Annotated in this window: 9 protein-coding genes, 3 pseudogenes and 1 other annotated feature; of the genes and pseudogenes, 5 read left to right on the top strand and 7 right to left on the bottom strand. The window is 39.9% G+C overall.

The genetic code is table 11. From position 1 onward, the window contains the following. The first annotated feature begins 102 nt into the window (after positions 1–102). Entirely contained in the window at positions 103–975 is an 873-nt protein-coding gene (locus ACNPNW_RS17100; protein ID WP_005103526.1) for a competence protein CoiA family protein, read from the top strand. Between the two features lie 122 nt (positions 976–1,097). Here the strand turns inward: ACNPNW_RS17100 and ACNPNW_RS17095 are convergent. The 4 genes and pseudogenes from ACNPNW_RS17095 to ACNPNW_RS17080 form a co-directional block, all read right to left on the bottom strand. Further along, positions 1,098–2,375, bottom strand: a pseudogene (locus tag ACNPNW_RS17095) (McrC family protein). A 12-nt stretch (positions 2,376–2,387) separates the two neighbouring features. Beyond that, entirely contained in the window at positions 2,388–4,526 is a 2,139-nt protein-coding gene (locus ACNPNW_RS17090) for a DUF8426 domain-containing protein (protein ID WP_005263363.1), read from the bottom strand. Between the two features lie 33 nt (positions 4,527–4,559). Next, a complete protein-coding gene (locus ACNPNW_RS17085) occupies positions 4,560–4,829 on the bottom strand; it encodes a hypothetical protein (RefSeq protein ID WP_448767218.1) in 270 nt (89 codons plus the stop codon). A gap of 309 nt (positions 4,830–5,138) precedes the next feature. Further along, on the bottom strand, positions 5,139–6,113 hold the full coding sequence (locus ACNPNW_RS17080) for a calcium/sodium antiporter (RefSeq protein WP_005103529.1): 975 nt from the start codon (positions 6,111–6,113) through the stop codon (positions 5,139–5,141). A 172-nt stretch (positions 6,114–6,285) separates the two neighbouring features. On the opposite strand from ACNPNW_RS17080, the gene ACNPNW_RS17075 reads away from it, so the two are divergent. From ACNPNW_RS17075 to ACNPNW_RS17065, 3 genes and pseudogenes are all read left to right on the top strand, one after another. Beyond that, a complete protein-coding gene (locus ACNPNW_RS17075) occupies positions 6,286–6,381 on the top strand; it encodes a hypothetical protein (RefSeq protein WP_410110854.1) in 96 nt (31 codons plus the stop codon). Continuing rightward, on the top strand, positions 6,375–6,899 hold the full coding sequence (locus tag ACNPNW_RS17070) for a TIGR00645 family protein (RefSeq protein ID WP_005263365.1): 525 nt from the start codon (positions 6,375–6,377) through the stop codon (positions 6,897–6,899). Before ACNPNW_RS17075 ends, ACNPNW_RS17070 begins: the two co-directional genes overlap by 7 nt. Before the next feature lie 322 nt (positions 6,900–7,221). Next, positions 7,222–7,335, top strand: a pseudogene (locus ACNPNW_RS17065) (ArsB/NhaD family transporter); the annotation flags it as partial. A gap of 36 nt (positions 7,336–7,371) precedes the next feature. On the opposite strand, the gene ACNPNW_RS17060 reads toward ACNPNW_RS17065, so the two are convergent. The 3 genes from ACNPNW_RS17060 to ACNPNW_RS17050 form a co-directional block, all read right to left on the bottom strand. Beyond that, positions 7,372–10,626 carry a type I restriction endonuclease subunit R gene (locus tag ACNPNW_RS17060; protein WP_448767217.1) on the bottom strand — a complete coding sequence of 1,085 codons (3,255 nt, stop codon included), beginning with the start codon at positions 10,624–10,626 and terminating at the stop codon, positions 7,372–7,374. A 34-nt stretch (positions 10,627–10,660) separates the two neighbouring features. Beyond that, entirely contained in the window at positions 10,661–11,578 is a 918-nt protein-coding gene (locus tag ACNPNW_RS17055; RefSeq protein ID WP_448767216.1) for an Abi family protein, read from the bottom strand. 186 nt (positions 11,579–11,764) lie between these two features. Then, a complete protein-coding gene (locus ACNPNW_RS17050; RefSeq protein ID WP_138742853.1) occupies positions 11,765–13,108 on the bottom strand; it encodes a restriction endonuclease subunit S in 1,344 nt (447 codons plus the stop codon). 108 nt (positions 13,109–13,216) lie between these two features. Between ACNPNW_RS17050 and ACNPNW_RS17045 the strand changes: the two are divergent. After that, positions 13,217–14,277 (top strand): annotated as a pseudogene (locus tag ACNPNW_RS17045) (IS3 family transposase); the annotation flags it as partial. After that, positions 13,333–13,449, top strand: a sequence feature (AL1L pseudoknot). (Overlaps the previous pseudogene by 117 nt.) Positions 14,278–14,300: the final 23 nt, after the last annotated feature.

Genomic DNA, 14,300 nt, shown 5'->3' with positions numbered 1-14,300 from the left:
TAAACCCCCACATACCCGTATATACCCCGTTTATACAGTGTTATCAGAATTAGACCATAAGCATAGTGAGTGAGTAAATCAACTTCACTAAGGATTTTAGTCATGACGATGCATATTGCATTAAACGAAAATAATAAATTGGTTAATATTGAGCAGGTTGAACGTGGACTCGCTTGCCAGTGTACTTGCTTTGAATGCGGTGAAGCCGTTATCGCTCGTAAAGGTGAGATTAAGGAACATCATTTTGCTCATGCAAGTAATAAAGTAAGCTGTACGATTAACTCTGAATCCGTACTACATAAATATGCCAAAGAGGTTATTCTTGAATCTATGGGACTTATGCTTCCTGCTCTACCTGACTCAGATAGTGAAGCTGCATGGTGGACCTTCGAAAAATTATTACCTGAATTTTCTCTCGGTTTAATTCGCCCTGACCTTATTGGTTATTTTGATGGCGAACCTATTTTAATTGAGATCGCAGTCACTCATTTTATTGATGCTGAAAAACTAAAACGCATTGAGGTTTTTAAATCAAAATGTATTGAAGTCGATTTATCATCACTTCTTAAAAATGATATTGCAATTCCAAGTACAGAAGCCAAACAGCAAATCCTCGAGAACCTAGACAATAGAAAATGGATTTACCCACTTCCGCAAGAACAATCCACTCAGCAACAAATAGCTTCTACTTCCTTCAAAGTAACCACCACACTACCAGTAACGCCTGAACTACAGAACACCAGTCCGAATTGGCAGGACTATAAATTTAAAGTTAAAGGCATGCACCTTAATGTTCGCCATTTTGCTAGTGGTATGATTTCAGTAAATAGTGCATACAACCCTGCAATCACTGCGATGCTAAAAGAATGGAAACGTGAAGGACGCGGCTCATACAATCCTACATATAAATCTTGGAACTACTGGCTCCCATTTTCGGAACAGGTTTTACAAAGACTCAAAGAACTCAATGAATAAAGGCATATTACCCATAAATACTTGTCTAATCACGACAAATGATAAGTACTTAAATTGGGACCTATCTAGCTAAAAAGTAGCTTTAAGTCCCAAATATGGTACTAACCTCACAAGATAAAAGACTAAATAATTTTAAAATTTTCTGGCTCATCCAGATTAAATGGTACGACTCGCAGCTTTGCACCATCCGTTTGCCTAAACTCAAACTCATCTAAAGGCCGATTAAACTTTTCAACTCTATAAGGATAAATCAATATTACTTCGCTCTCATGTTCTAAGTAAAAGTGACTGTAAGCAAACATCTGCTGAATATCACTGTCTTTTAAACCGTATCGTCCACTACGATCACTTTGATCAATCAACTTCCATTTGGTATCCATGACAATATTTTTATCATCAGATCGCTCAATAAAAATATCTGGCTTGAGTTTGAAGATATTGCTATTTTGATGTTTACAGATATGTTCCATCGCATGCTGTGTCTTGACCTTGGATTCAGGCAAGTTACGGCGCAGATGATAGGCCACGTAGTGCTCGAACAACTTTTCCATTGGGAACAGCAGGCTCATACCACGCCACTCACCGGACGTTGATACAGGCATATATTCGCCAAGGATTAGCTCAGTCCAAAGCTTAATCTCATCATAGAGCGCAAGTAAGCGTCCTGATTGCCATTGTCTCAAATCCTGCCTTATGTTCTGACTTCGTGGTATTTCACCCGTCATCAGGCGGAGTTATTGCGCTAATTTCCAATTACTCGCATCTTTAGCCTTTTTACAGACGATTTCCAATGCGGTACGAATCAGCCTATTTTCAGGGCGATTGACCTCATATACATCATGTTCGATTGGGAAAATATGCCTTTTAGAAGGAGGCTGGCGCATGTATTTTACATGCTGCAACTGCCCTCTTAAGAATTTCTGCTCTTCCTGAACTCGATTGTAGTCAAAACGTAAGCCACGTTGAACCAATCGTTCAAAAGAGGCTAAAAACTGGCTGATAATCCACTCATGCAGTGACTGTTTAAAGCGATTTAGGTTCGCCGCACCCGCTTCACGGTAGGGTAAATGCAAAGAAACACTGAGCATTTTCTGAAGCAGTCTACGTTCTTGCTGAATGATACTTTGATCATCAGTCCCACTCATTTCCACATGCTTCGGCAGTATTTCAATACGTGTGCCACATTTGGTTTCAATGACACCCACATACTGATCTAGCTTGATCTTTCTTCGACCTGCCAATTCAAATACTTTCGCGCCGTGCTTTGAAAAGGATGCAGCCAACTCACACAAATGCTCAAAGGCAGACTCAGAAATATAAGCATGGTCTAGTGTCGACTTAGGACAGCCTTCATAAGCGATACTGATGAAGGCATATTCTCGAACTGTAAAATCAGGCATAGATATCCCCGATTAATGCTTAATGATCTTAGTAAAACTTTCAATTGAATCAAATGTGGAATCAACTAATTCCCAGGTTTTTTGATCTTCAAAGAAGCCTTCTGAACCAGTATCGACATTAGGGAATAAAGCTGATTTTTCCACTACTTTTGGTTTAAGCATGCCATTGGCATTTAAGACCATATTGATCTTTGACCAATCATCAAAAAAGTATTCTTGAAGCTGTGGAATAATCCTCTGCTTAAAAATATCTGCGAGATTTTGCAAGGTTGGCTGATCTTTCAATGACATGAAATTAGCATGACCAATGCAATGATCACGATCCAGCAGGACTTCAATACGTTGATTAATGACCGTTAGTAACTGTTGAACATCTACGTCTTCGACATTCACATCATTTAGTAATTCTGGCTTTGGAGGCATTTCAATAAAGGTAAAGCGACGGCGCAAGGCAATATCTAAACCTGTTAAAGAGCGGTCAGATGAGTTCATCGTCCCAATCAGATAAACATTATCAGGCACACAAAATTCTTTTTTAGAATATGGCAAAGTTACAGATAAAGCTTCATCTGCTCCTTCACGTTTTGAAGCTTCAATTAAAGTAATCAATTCACCAAAGATACGTGAAATATTACCTCGGTTGATTTCATCAACAATCAATACATATTTATTTTCTAAGTTACTTGAATGCTTAGCTTCTGGCTGTAACAAAGCTGATAGCTTCGATTTATCAACAGCATTTTCTAAGTTATAGACTGTTGATTGAGAGAAAATTTTCTTAAAGTAATCCTCATTTTTCAAACTTGGTGAAAAAGTTTTTAGCCAATTGACCTTTCTGAGCTGATGATATCCAAACTCCTGATTTTCATCATACTCATAATTCCCTGTAACCTCAGCAATTGCTCTAAACTTCAAATTCCCATCAGTAATAACGACTAAATCACCATTCTGAATTTTATTCTTGAAAGTATTCACATAACCAGCAGCTGTATCTTCACTGTCTTTAGGATAATTAACTTCAGCTAATTTACTCTTGATGAACTGTATATTTTCGCACTTACTAAAATTAACTGCATCCCCCCATCCTAGCAGAATGACATTATTGTCTAAACAAGAGCGGTACAGGTCATCTTCAATCCCTGCTTTCCCCAAAGACATCTTCCAGACTTTTTTATTTGATAGGTCAATTTCATCTTCAATATTGGATTGAACATTTCCTTTAGCCAACTCAACGATTTCTTTAAATACCCCTGCTTTAACCGGATATTTTAAATTTCCTTTATCATCCGTTTCAGCACGAATCCCTTCTACAAAATCTTCATAGCTAAAGCTTTGATGAAAGGTGACAAATTTGATTTGCCCTTGAGATTTATATTCATCAAACCGTTTTTTGAGCACCGTGCGATCTTCATTCTCTAATGATTCAAGGGTTTTATTTTCAATAATGGATAGTGCATGGTTGATTGTATGAAATGTCTTACCTGTACCCGCAGCGCCAAATAAGATACGGTTTAAAGGTTGTTGAGTCATGACTTCATCCATTAATTCTTCAGTTTGCTGTTTCTTTTGTTTGTTATCCAGGTAGCCTTTTCTTACCATCGCAAAAAGCTTTTCTACATAAGGGAAAAATTGCTGTTCTCCCTTATCAGCCAATAAAAGAGGTAAAAACTCTGGAAGTGGTAATTTAGGGTATAGATGATCATAGCCAATACGTTTTGTATTCACTTTACTCACAATTGGAATGATGAAAGGATCGTTAAAATCCTGATATAAAAATGCAATCGTCCACTTCAGTCCTTTAGTAAACTGAATTTGGTCAATTGCCTTTAAGTCACGGCGCTGAGCTGCATCTACAATCTCAAGTATTTCTTGCTTGAGTGTTTCAAATGCGAGACTTGCATCATCCCCAAGCCGTTTATTCCATGAATACGGCTTTTCATTATGATATTTGTCGTTATCTCCTAGGCCTATAGGCTCCCAAATATCAAAATAACAAGCAAAGGTAGGATCGCCTTGTGTTGGATCAAAGCTGTCAATTTGCGTAATAAAACATTCTTTATTTTTAGCTTGGTGGTAGTGCTCAAGTGTAAGGTCTTTTAAACGGTCTATTGGCCAAAACTTTAAAAATTCCTTTACTTTGCGCTCAAGCACCGTAGCGTGAGATTGATGTATTTCTTGTTCATATCAATCACAGAATTCCTCAAGTTCTTGAGCCGATTCTATCTCGATATAATAAGCTCTATTACCTAACCACAAGTTTTTACTTTGTGATTTTAATCCACTATGCCGCCCATCATGCTCAGAGTATTTTCCGTTAGGAACTTCTTTCGTGGATTTGAATTGAAATCTATAATCCGTACAACCTTCAGGATCTATTTCAATAAAGAAACTTGCTTTTGAACCCGTCAGTACCAATGCAATTTCACGTCCAACCTCATTGGTAACAACAGTCATCTTTTGACGACTGATATATTGATCAGGATATTTTGCATTTAAAATTTCATCTGCTTCTGTTGGTGTCAGATAGGTCTGCTTAGGATGAGCCTCTATATACTCTTGCGCGCTATCATCTTGACTAACGCGTTTTTAGGTTTGATATTCAACTAAGCTTTCTGTCGCTTTAACCTCTGTGGTCTAACGGTCCAAACCATGATCTCCAATACTATCACTTTGAATACGCCTAGGTAGTTACATGAAAATCTATGACGGATCATTAGAAACTGTAAACTGTCGAATCAAACGTAGGTGATTATTAGTAACTTGCTACAGACTGACCGTCTGAATTAACCAGACAGTATAGCCGACGAAAAATAGTACTAAAGTAGTGCCAGAAGTACGACCGAATACACGCTTGGTTTTAAATGCAAATAGACACATCACAAACAGTAGTAAGGTTAAGAGACTCATCGCTAATATATCACGCGACAGAATAATGCTACTCGGAGTAATAGGCGCAATGAGTGCTGCTATACCTACGACTCCTAAAGTATTAAAAACGTTAGAGCCTATAATATTACCCAAAGCCATATCATGCTCACCTTTACGTGCGGCCGACAAGCTCGCAACTAATTCAGGCAGTGACGTACCGATAGCGACGATAGTGAGACCAATGATAAGCTCACTCAAGCCCCATAAAGTAGCAAGTTCAGTAGCGCCCCAAACGATAGCGCGCGAGCTTAGTATTAATACGAACAAACCAAGAAATAACCTACCTAAACCTTGTGCCATACTGTGTTCAGCCTTTGCAGTTTCTTCTACAGTATCGTCTTCATGTTCGTGGTTGCCTTCACGCAGGCTCAAGATGATTTGTATGCCTAAGACAACGACTAGAAGCACTATCAATACTATACCGTCGGTATTACCTAAGACACCATCGCTTAATTGCCAAGCAGCTACTGCCGTCACCAACAGTAGTAAAGGCATATCACGATTGATAATACTTTTTCGGATAATAATTGGACTTATTAATACCGTTGCGCCTAATACTAAGGCGATATTAACAATGTTAGAACCATAAGCATTACCCAATGCCAGCCCAGGGCTACCTTCTAAAGCAGCTAACATGGACACTATCATCTCTGGTGCTGAAGTGCCTAAACCTAGAATGATGACACCAATCAAAAAGCTGGGTACATTCAGCTTATTAGCTAAAGCGACGGCACCATCAATAAAAACATCAGCACTCCAAACCAAGATTGCTAGACCTACTACTACTACTGCTAGCATTGCTAACCACATCAGTGCGTTTCCTTATAAAAATTAGAGTAATCGTTAAGAAAAATGGGCATAAAAAATTGAGCAATAGAAGGCTCAGTTTTATAGTAGCATAAGCAACCAGCGCAATTATGAGGAAAGGTATTATTGTTTTTTATACTTTGAAGTCCTTAATGTCTCATTCAGTCTTGAAAGCATGATTAGTGCATTTGCGATTACCAATGATGTGATTGTCATCATATTAAGCCTTATAATTAATACCATCAAAAACCTTAAGATATCCATATGCTAAAGAAAACTGAGCAAAGATTAGAGAAAATCATATTTAATAGCCGTTGGCTACTAGCCCCATTTTATTTGGGATTAGTGCTCGGTATTATTTTATTATTTATCAAGTTTTTCCAAGAAATGTGGCATATGATCACCCATGTGCTCAGTGCGTCTGAAGCCGATGTGATCGTTGGTGCGTTAGCTCTTATCGACATGTCATTGGTCGCAAGTTTGTTACTCATCATTATATTCAGTGGTTACGAAATTTTTGTCTCAAAAATTGATACAGGGGGTCATGAGGATCGTCCTGAATGGATGGGAAAAACTAATTTCTCTGGCCTAAAACTTAAAGTCATTGGTGCTATTGTTGCCATTTCTGCTATCGATCTTCTTAAATCATTTATGGATATACCCAAAGATATGAGCGAGGGTGATGCTGATAGATTGATGTGGAAAGTGATTATTCATATGACGTTTGTACTTTCAGGCCTATTGTTTGCCTTGATGGACAAGATTGTTGGTGATACTAAAAAACATTAAAAAAAGCTCAATAGAAATCTATTTATTAATTTACGCAAATAGGCGCAAAGGAGCGTAGATGGCATGAGCTAGTTTATTAACCTTATTCGATGACATTAGTATGATGAGTGTTTATGTGACTTGTGCATTAAAATCCTGATGGTAATCTAATCAAGATCTATGAACGTCTAACAGAGATAGAGATTTTAACAAAACTTAAAAATAAGCAGCCAACCTTTTTAGTAGCAGGCACTGAGGGTAATTATGTCAACTAAGATATTTGATGTGGTAGTAACTGGCGGCGGTTGGCACAGGCTTTCTATCAGCTATCGTAGCGTATGTAATGAATAATATGCCGTCAACCCTTATCGGCGCACTTGCTATTGATAGCGCTCAAGTGCCTGCCGCAACGCGTCAGCTGATGATTTATGCCAATGTTATTGGTAATGATTTAGGGACAAAATTAACCCCAATTGGTAGCCTAGCAACCTTGTTATGGTTCTTTATTCACCAACACATCATAAATAATATGCGCAAACTGCCTCATCTTTGCAGGATCGCTCATGAGCTGTGTCATTTGCTCCGCATGAGCTTCATTACTATCCAATACGGCGTCATCCAATGCTGTATCAAACTCACCGAGCATCGCTTGTTCACGGGTATTGTTTTGGATCTGCTTCATCATCCGTACGTTCTCAGACATCTTATCTGCCACGGTATGCACATAATTAATCATGTCTTTATCGGTCAGCTTATCCGTGATAAAGATCTCATTCACACGGCTTAAAATCACTGACAGGAAGTCTTCTTTCTTGTCTTTCGCCTTGGCTGTACCCAAATCATTCCCAGGTTCAAGTTTATGCTCAGTACTGTCTGCTTTAAGCTGAATATCCTGCTGACGAAGCTTAGACAAGCGGTAATGGCTCATCGCCACATTGCTCAGATCAATCTCATCTTCATCTGCTGCTTGTTCACGCAGCATTGGGCGTAGGTTACGCGCAAAAAGACTGAGCTTCTCAAGTTCTTGATCGTCATACTCCACGATCTGAGACATAAACTCATAGAAACGGGTAAAGCTACCTAAGTCCTTTTTGAAGATTTCCAGAGCATCACGGGCTTTCTTCGCTTCTGCAAACTCATTTTCAGCATTGGCTATCAGTACGGCGTCACCTGTCTGTTTACAGCGTTCTAAACGGTTCTTGGTGACATCATAGTCATAAATAGCTTGCTTATAACGCATCTGCCAACGCTGTAGAGCTGGCTTACAGATGTTCGCGAGGGCTGCACTGGATTTATTTTTGCTGTAGAAGGCCTCAACAAACTGTTCTACCTCAGTCCAGAGGAAAATACCTGCGGCTTTCAGCTTTTCAAACAGATCATAAACCTGATCGGGATTGGATACATCCGCCAGTTCTGCCGTTTGATAATACGGTTGGAAAGCATCGAGAATGTCTTGTGGATCGTTAAAGAAGTCGAGCACAAAGGTGCCTGACTCCGCTTTACCCGGATAGGTACGGTTTAAGCGCGATAAGGTCTGTACGCATTCCACGCCACCCAATTTCTTATCGACATACATGGCACACAGTTTCGGCTGGTCAAAGCCGGTCTGGAATTTATTCGCTACAATCATCACCTGAAAGTCATCGCTATCGAATGCCTTACGCATCTCACGACCTTTCAGATTCGGATTCATATTGCTTTCAGTAAATTTCTGACCTAACAGATGACTACTGTCTGCATCATTGGCATTAAATTCTACATCGCCTGAGAATGCCACCATGGCTTGAATGTTGGCATAGTTCTGTTCAGCAATGTATTTATCAAAGGCTTGTTTATAGCGTACCGCTTCTTTACGAGAACTGGTCACCACCATGGCTTTGGCTTGCCCACCGAGTAAACCCATAATATTTTTCTTAAAATGCTCAATGATGATATGCACTTTTTGCGAGATATTATGATCGTGTAAGCGTACCCACTGATTCAGCTTGGTCTTGGCTTTCTTGGCATCGACCTGAGCATCTTTTTCTTCGATCTTCTGCTTGAGCTTGTAGATGACTTTATAGTTGGTGTAATTCTTGAGTACATCCAGAATAAAGCCTTCTTCAATCGCTTGGCGCATGGAATAGACATGGTATGCCACAGGAATATTGGTTTTAGACGGCGGCATACTTGGATCGGGCAAGCGCCCAAACAGTTGTAAGGTTTTATCCTTTGGTGTTGCAGTAAAGGCATAGAAGCTTAAGTTTGCACTGCCCTTACGTGATGCCATCACTGCATCGAGTACATCTTCAGAAGAAAGCTGTTCATCTTCTTCACGCTCTTCAATCATCAGGGTTTCTTTGAGCTGACGCGCCGTGGAACCGCTTTGCGATGAATGGGCTTCATCGGCAATGACGGCGTATTTACGTTCTTTTAAGCTGGTACTGTTTTCAATAGCACGCAGTACAAACGGGAAGGTCTGAATGGTGACAATAATGATCGGCTGCGCCATTTCCAAGGCTTTGGCTAGTTTCTCGGATTTAGAGCCATCACCTTCTTTATTGTTAATCCGCCCCACGACGCCATCGGCATGTTCAAACTGGTAGATCGTATCCTGAAGCTGTGCATCCAGAATGGTTCGGTCTGTCACCACAATCACCGAATCAAACATCTTTTTATTGTTGGCATCATACAGACTGGATAGTTGATGCGCCGTCCATGCAATCGAGTTGGATTTCCCTGAACCGGCACTGTGCTGAATCAGGTATTTTTGCCCTGTGCCTTCTGCCAATGAATCTTGAACTAGGTTATTCACCACTTTCCATTGGTGATAACGGGGGAAGATCAGGCTTTCTTTTTTGTATTTGCGCCCTTCCCAGTCTTCCTTTTCTTCAATCTGTAAATGAATAAAGTTACCCAAAATATTCAGCAAGCTATCTGGGGTTAGGACTTCATTCCATAAATAGCCTGTGGCATATTCATTCACATCTTCAGGCACATCATTGCCTGCACCTTGATCTTTGGTGCCTTTGTTAAATGGTAGGAAGTAGGTGCTGTCACCACTCAAATGCGTCGCCATATAGACTTCATACTGACTGACGGCAAAATGCACCAATGCCCCACGCTTAAACATCAGCAAGGGTTCAGGCTTATTGGTTTCAGGGTCTTTGGGCAATCGGGTTTTTCGGTACTGTGTCATGGCATTTTGCACAGCCTGTTTAAACTCGGACTTGAGCTCCAGAGTTGCCACAGGAAAGCCGTTGATAAACAGTACCAGGTCAATCCGCCATTTTTTGGCTTGCTTGCCTGTTGCCTCTAATTCAGCTTTGGATGTGTATGGGCTATACACCAGTTCAGGCACGACACGGCAGATATTTTGCTGATAGCGCTGATTCAGTTCGGGGTTTAAACCATGTTCAGGTTTAAACTGACAGAATGAAAAGCGTGTGCCACGGGTCTTGATGCCATGACGGAGTATGCCCAATGTGCCATAACTGCGGGATTCAACATCGGTGGCATTGATATCGGCTTTTTTAAGCTGAGCCACGACGGTATCTAAAAAATGGCGTTCGGTATCATTGGGGAAGATGTTTTTAAATTTCTGCCACTCGACCTGTTGGGTCTTTTGGACAAAGTCGAGTACGTCTTGCTCATACAGGGCTTTTTCACAATTGTAGCTCTGCCCAGAACCCACAATCCAACCATGCGATTGCATTTGCGCAATGATATCTTGCTGGAAGATAGTTTCTAAAGTTGCATCCGATCTCATGTTTCCCCTACCCCTAAATACTCAAATTTCTTTATTACTGTTCTATTTGCCAAACTGGATAGCTTTGCCAATCTTCAGGGAAGCCCATCGCTGTTTTTGATATGTTGTGATGTGTCAAAAGCAGATCAATCAGACGTTTACGCCATGTATGTTGTGGGGCGATTTTGTCCATGAAATAAAGCAGAAATACCAGACTGTTATAAATCTTTCGGTCTGCCGAGTGACTAGGTTCAAAATTGCATTGCGCCCGAAGCCCCATCGGCTTACTGCGTGGCTTGGCGATGGTTTTGGTAAATTTGCGGTTCCATAGTCTTGAATGATGGGCAGAGGTATTTCTTAAGTAAACAAAGTGCTGTAACAGCCCTTCAAACTGTTTTTCATCGCAATCAAAATGACTGGAAATGGCTTTACGTGTCTGAATCGGTGCCAGCAGCTGATACCACTTAGACAGTTGCCCAAAACTCATGACTTCGCAGGTGGCCCAGATTGGTGGCAATTCGGGATCATCATAGGTGCGTTTATAATGTTCGATAAAGACTTCGTCTGCTCGGCCTACTTCACCTTCAAGTGATTCTAATAATTTGTGCCATCTAAAGGCGGGTTTAAAATATTGCCCTTGTAGATAGGCATGACAGCCATGCCGATGTGCCAGTTCATAGGAAAAACGGGTACGAACGGCAACTTCCAGACGCTCTATGGCATCCAGGATGAGTAGCCTTAATTCACGGTCGAATACATACAGCTCTAGAACCTGCTCAAAACTGGTATCAGGTTTAAAGCAATGCGGTGAATGGGTGTGTTCAAATGGAAGCCAATAGGCACCTAAGCGATAATAATTGATTTGCTCCAGGTAAAATTGTGCCTGTTGCTCATTGGCAAACTGCATACCACGCGCTTTTAATAACTCGATTTGTTCAGCAAATGTTTTGGCAGGCTTGTTAAAAGATTTCATGATGGCTTGCCCCTATTTTTATATTTTTTAGGGCTCCAGAAACAAGTAACCCGACAGTTTGAGGATGCAATTGCTTGCCTAGCCTTGTCGGGTGTTGTTGAGCATATAGTGAATCATTGCAATTATTTATGCAATGATTTTTTGTATCTGCTGGAGTCCGCATTGGTTTGAGGCAGCTCAGCATACTCACGCGCTTAACTCCGTTTTCGCTTCATTGGGATGTTGCCAATTTCGTACATCGATCTTTCCTGTCACCGCAGAGGAAATCAGGGCTGTACGGCGTTCTTTAATTATTTCAATTGCTAATTTTGCTTTATTAATTAAGTTATCTATCTCTGCAAGCTTTTTGTCTAAGTAATTAACTATCATTTTTTGCTCTTCAATTGAAGGCAATACTACTTTCCAAGCTTTAATATGACCCTGAGATACTTTAGCCATAGTCATACTTGATCCTCTAGCATCTAACTCTATTTGAGTTCTACCACTATTAGATAATAACCAGTAGCACAAAAACTCATTTATTACGTCAGAGGTAGTATTTAATCGATATACTAAATCGCACATCATTATTGGATTTTCAGGTTCTACCTTAACCACACAAGCATCAGCAACTAATAAAGGAGTATTTGCACGTGTTACAAGTAAATCTCCTTTACGAACTCTATATTTCTCTTCTAACTGGCTTTTAAAGTCCAATGTTTTTGACTCAGATACAATAAATTTTCCTTTTTTTACGGCACTGATTTTAAGTACACCACATTCATCTTCTTGTGGTGGTTGGTTTTGTGCTATTGGACTACTACCTTGTTCAATAGAATTAAGTACTATTTGAATATTAACGATTTTCCATAAATCAGGCACTTGCCCTAACCACTCCACACCTGAATCTTTCATTTTTACTTCAGGATTTAAACCTTTGGTCACGACATGGCTAATCACCGCTTGACGCTTTTCTTTAAGCAGTTCAATCAGCTTTTCTTGTTTGGCAATTAACGTGTCAATTTGTGCGGTTTCATGGTCAAGGAAATTGGCAATTTGTATTTGCTCAACATGATCAGGCAAATAAAAATAACAATTAGCTATATCTGAAAAGTTTACTGTTTGTCTCACACCTGCACCTAGAGTTTTCATATGAGCAACATCAAACTCTTGAAGTAACCATCTGACATAGTTTTTATCAAGTGATTGATCACAATGCAGAACGATATACCCTGTGCTTACTACCACATCAATTTTTGATAATGCTGTTCTTAAGCTTTTTAAATCGTAATTTAGATTCAAAGGATTAATTAAAAACTCATCTTTCAAAACTTCTTGATAACTTGCTTTAGTATCGGGAGAGAGATTTACTTCATTTTTATAAATTACTTCACCAAAACTAATTGATCCCGCAGGAAGATCAGGATTTGAAGTCTTTAATTTTTCAGTAAGTAACCATTTAAACCGTTCACAGGTCCAATGTATAGGTACATTACCCATCCAAACGATACCTGAATCTTTATATTCAGCATATTTCTCATATTTAGCCATTAAGAATGCACCTCTTGCAGAAGAGCCATAATTTCACGGCTGACTGCATCCAAATCTGCATCAATCTCACTTAAATCACGTGGCGGTTCATAGACATAAAAGTGACGGTTAGATCAACAAAATCCCGCCAAAGTACAACAGGTATCTGACCAAGAAAAAATGAAGCAAATGGAACGTGAAATTAAAGAATTAAAACGTGCCAATGAAATTCTACGTAAAGCAGCCGCTTTTTTCGCCCAGGCGGAGCTCGACCGCCCACACAAATAATGGTGGATTTTATCCTTAACAATAAAGATCGATATGGTGTTGAGGCGATTTGTAGGATTTTACCGATCGCTGCTTCAACCTATTACCGGACTTTAGATCTCACAGTAAATCCAGAACATCGAGCGAAACGAGATTTACATGACTTGCAGCATGCTGAGGAGATTAAGCGAATTTGGAAAGAAAGTTCAGGTCGGTATGGTGTGCGTAAGGTCTGGCAACAACTGAAACGTGAAGGCTATGTGATTGCACGTTGTACAGTTGCTCGATTGATGCAAAAGCTAGGTATACAAGGTGTTTGGCGTGGTAAGAATAAACAAACCACCCGTAACCGAGATGACCAAAAACGGGCAGATGATTTAGTGAAACGTAATTTTAATGCTGATCATCCAAACCAACTATGGGTGGGTGACTTTACGTATATTCAAACTCATTCAGGCTGGGTATATACCGCATTTGTTAATGACGTGTTCTCACGAGCAATTGTTGGATGGAAAGTATCTACACGGATGAATACAGATATGGTACTCGATGCATTGGAGCAAGCATTGCACGATCGAGGCATGCCAAAGAATGTGATTCATCATTCCGATAGAGGTGTTCAATATCTTTCTATTCGCTATACCAATCGTTTAGAAGCTGCAAATTTACGAGCATCAGTCGGTACAACTGGTGATTCATACGATAATGCTCTGGCTGAAACGGTGAATGGCTTATACAAAACAGAGGTGATTGAATATTTAAAAGCAGATTGGCAAGGTTTAGCAGATGTACAACTTGCGACACTAAACTGGGTAGATTGGTTCAATAAAAAGCGTGTACACAGTGCACTGGGTTATGTATCGCCTTTTGAGTTTGAAGCAATGTACTATGATAAGATTAACCCGTTAGGTCAGGTGGCCTAACTTAAATAAAAAAGTCTCCGACA

This window comes from Acinetobacter endophylla (genome assembly GCF_053543775.1).
This window is presented reverse-complemented; position numbering and strand designations above follow the sequence as displayed.

Coding starts and splice junctions, on each gene's coding strand:
- ACNPNW_RS17050 (WP_138742853.1), bottom strand. CDS start 13,108: ATGGCTAAATATGAGAAATATGCTGAATATAAAGATTCAGGTATCGTT.
- ACNPNW_RS17070 (WP_005263365.1), top strand. CDS start 6,375: ATGCTAAAGAAAACTGAGCAAAGATTAGAGAAAATCATATTTAATAGC.
- ACNPNW_RS17085 (WP_448767218.1), bottom strand. CDS start 4,829: ATGACTGTTGTTACCAATGAGGTTGGACGTGAAATTGCATTGGTACTG.
- ACNPNW_RS17055 (WP_448767216.1), bottom strand. CDS start 11,578: ATGAAATCTTTTAACAAGCCTGCCAAAACATTTGCTGAACAAATCGAG.
- ACNPNW_RS17060 (WP_448767217.1), bottom strand. CDS start 10,626: ATGAGATCGGATGCAACTTTAGAAACTATCTTCCAGCAAGATATCATT.
- ACNPNW_RS17100 (WP_005103526.1), top strand. CDS start 103: ATGACGATGCATATTGCATTAAACGAAAATAATAAATTGGTTAATATT.
- ACNPNW_RS17075 (WP_410110854.1), top strand. CDS start 6,286: ATGATTAGTGCATTTGCGATTACCAATGATGTGATTGTCATCATATTA.
- ACNPNW_RS17080 (WP_005103529.1), bottom strand. CDS start 6,113: ATGTGGTTAGCAATGCTAGCAGTAGTAGTAGTAGGTCTAGCAATCTTG.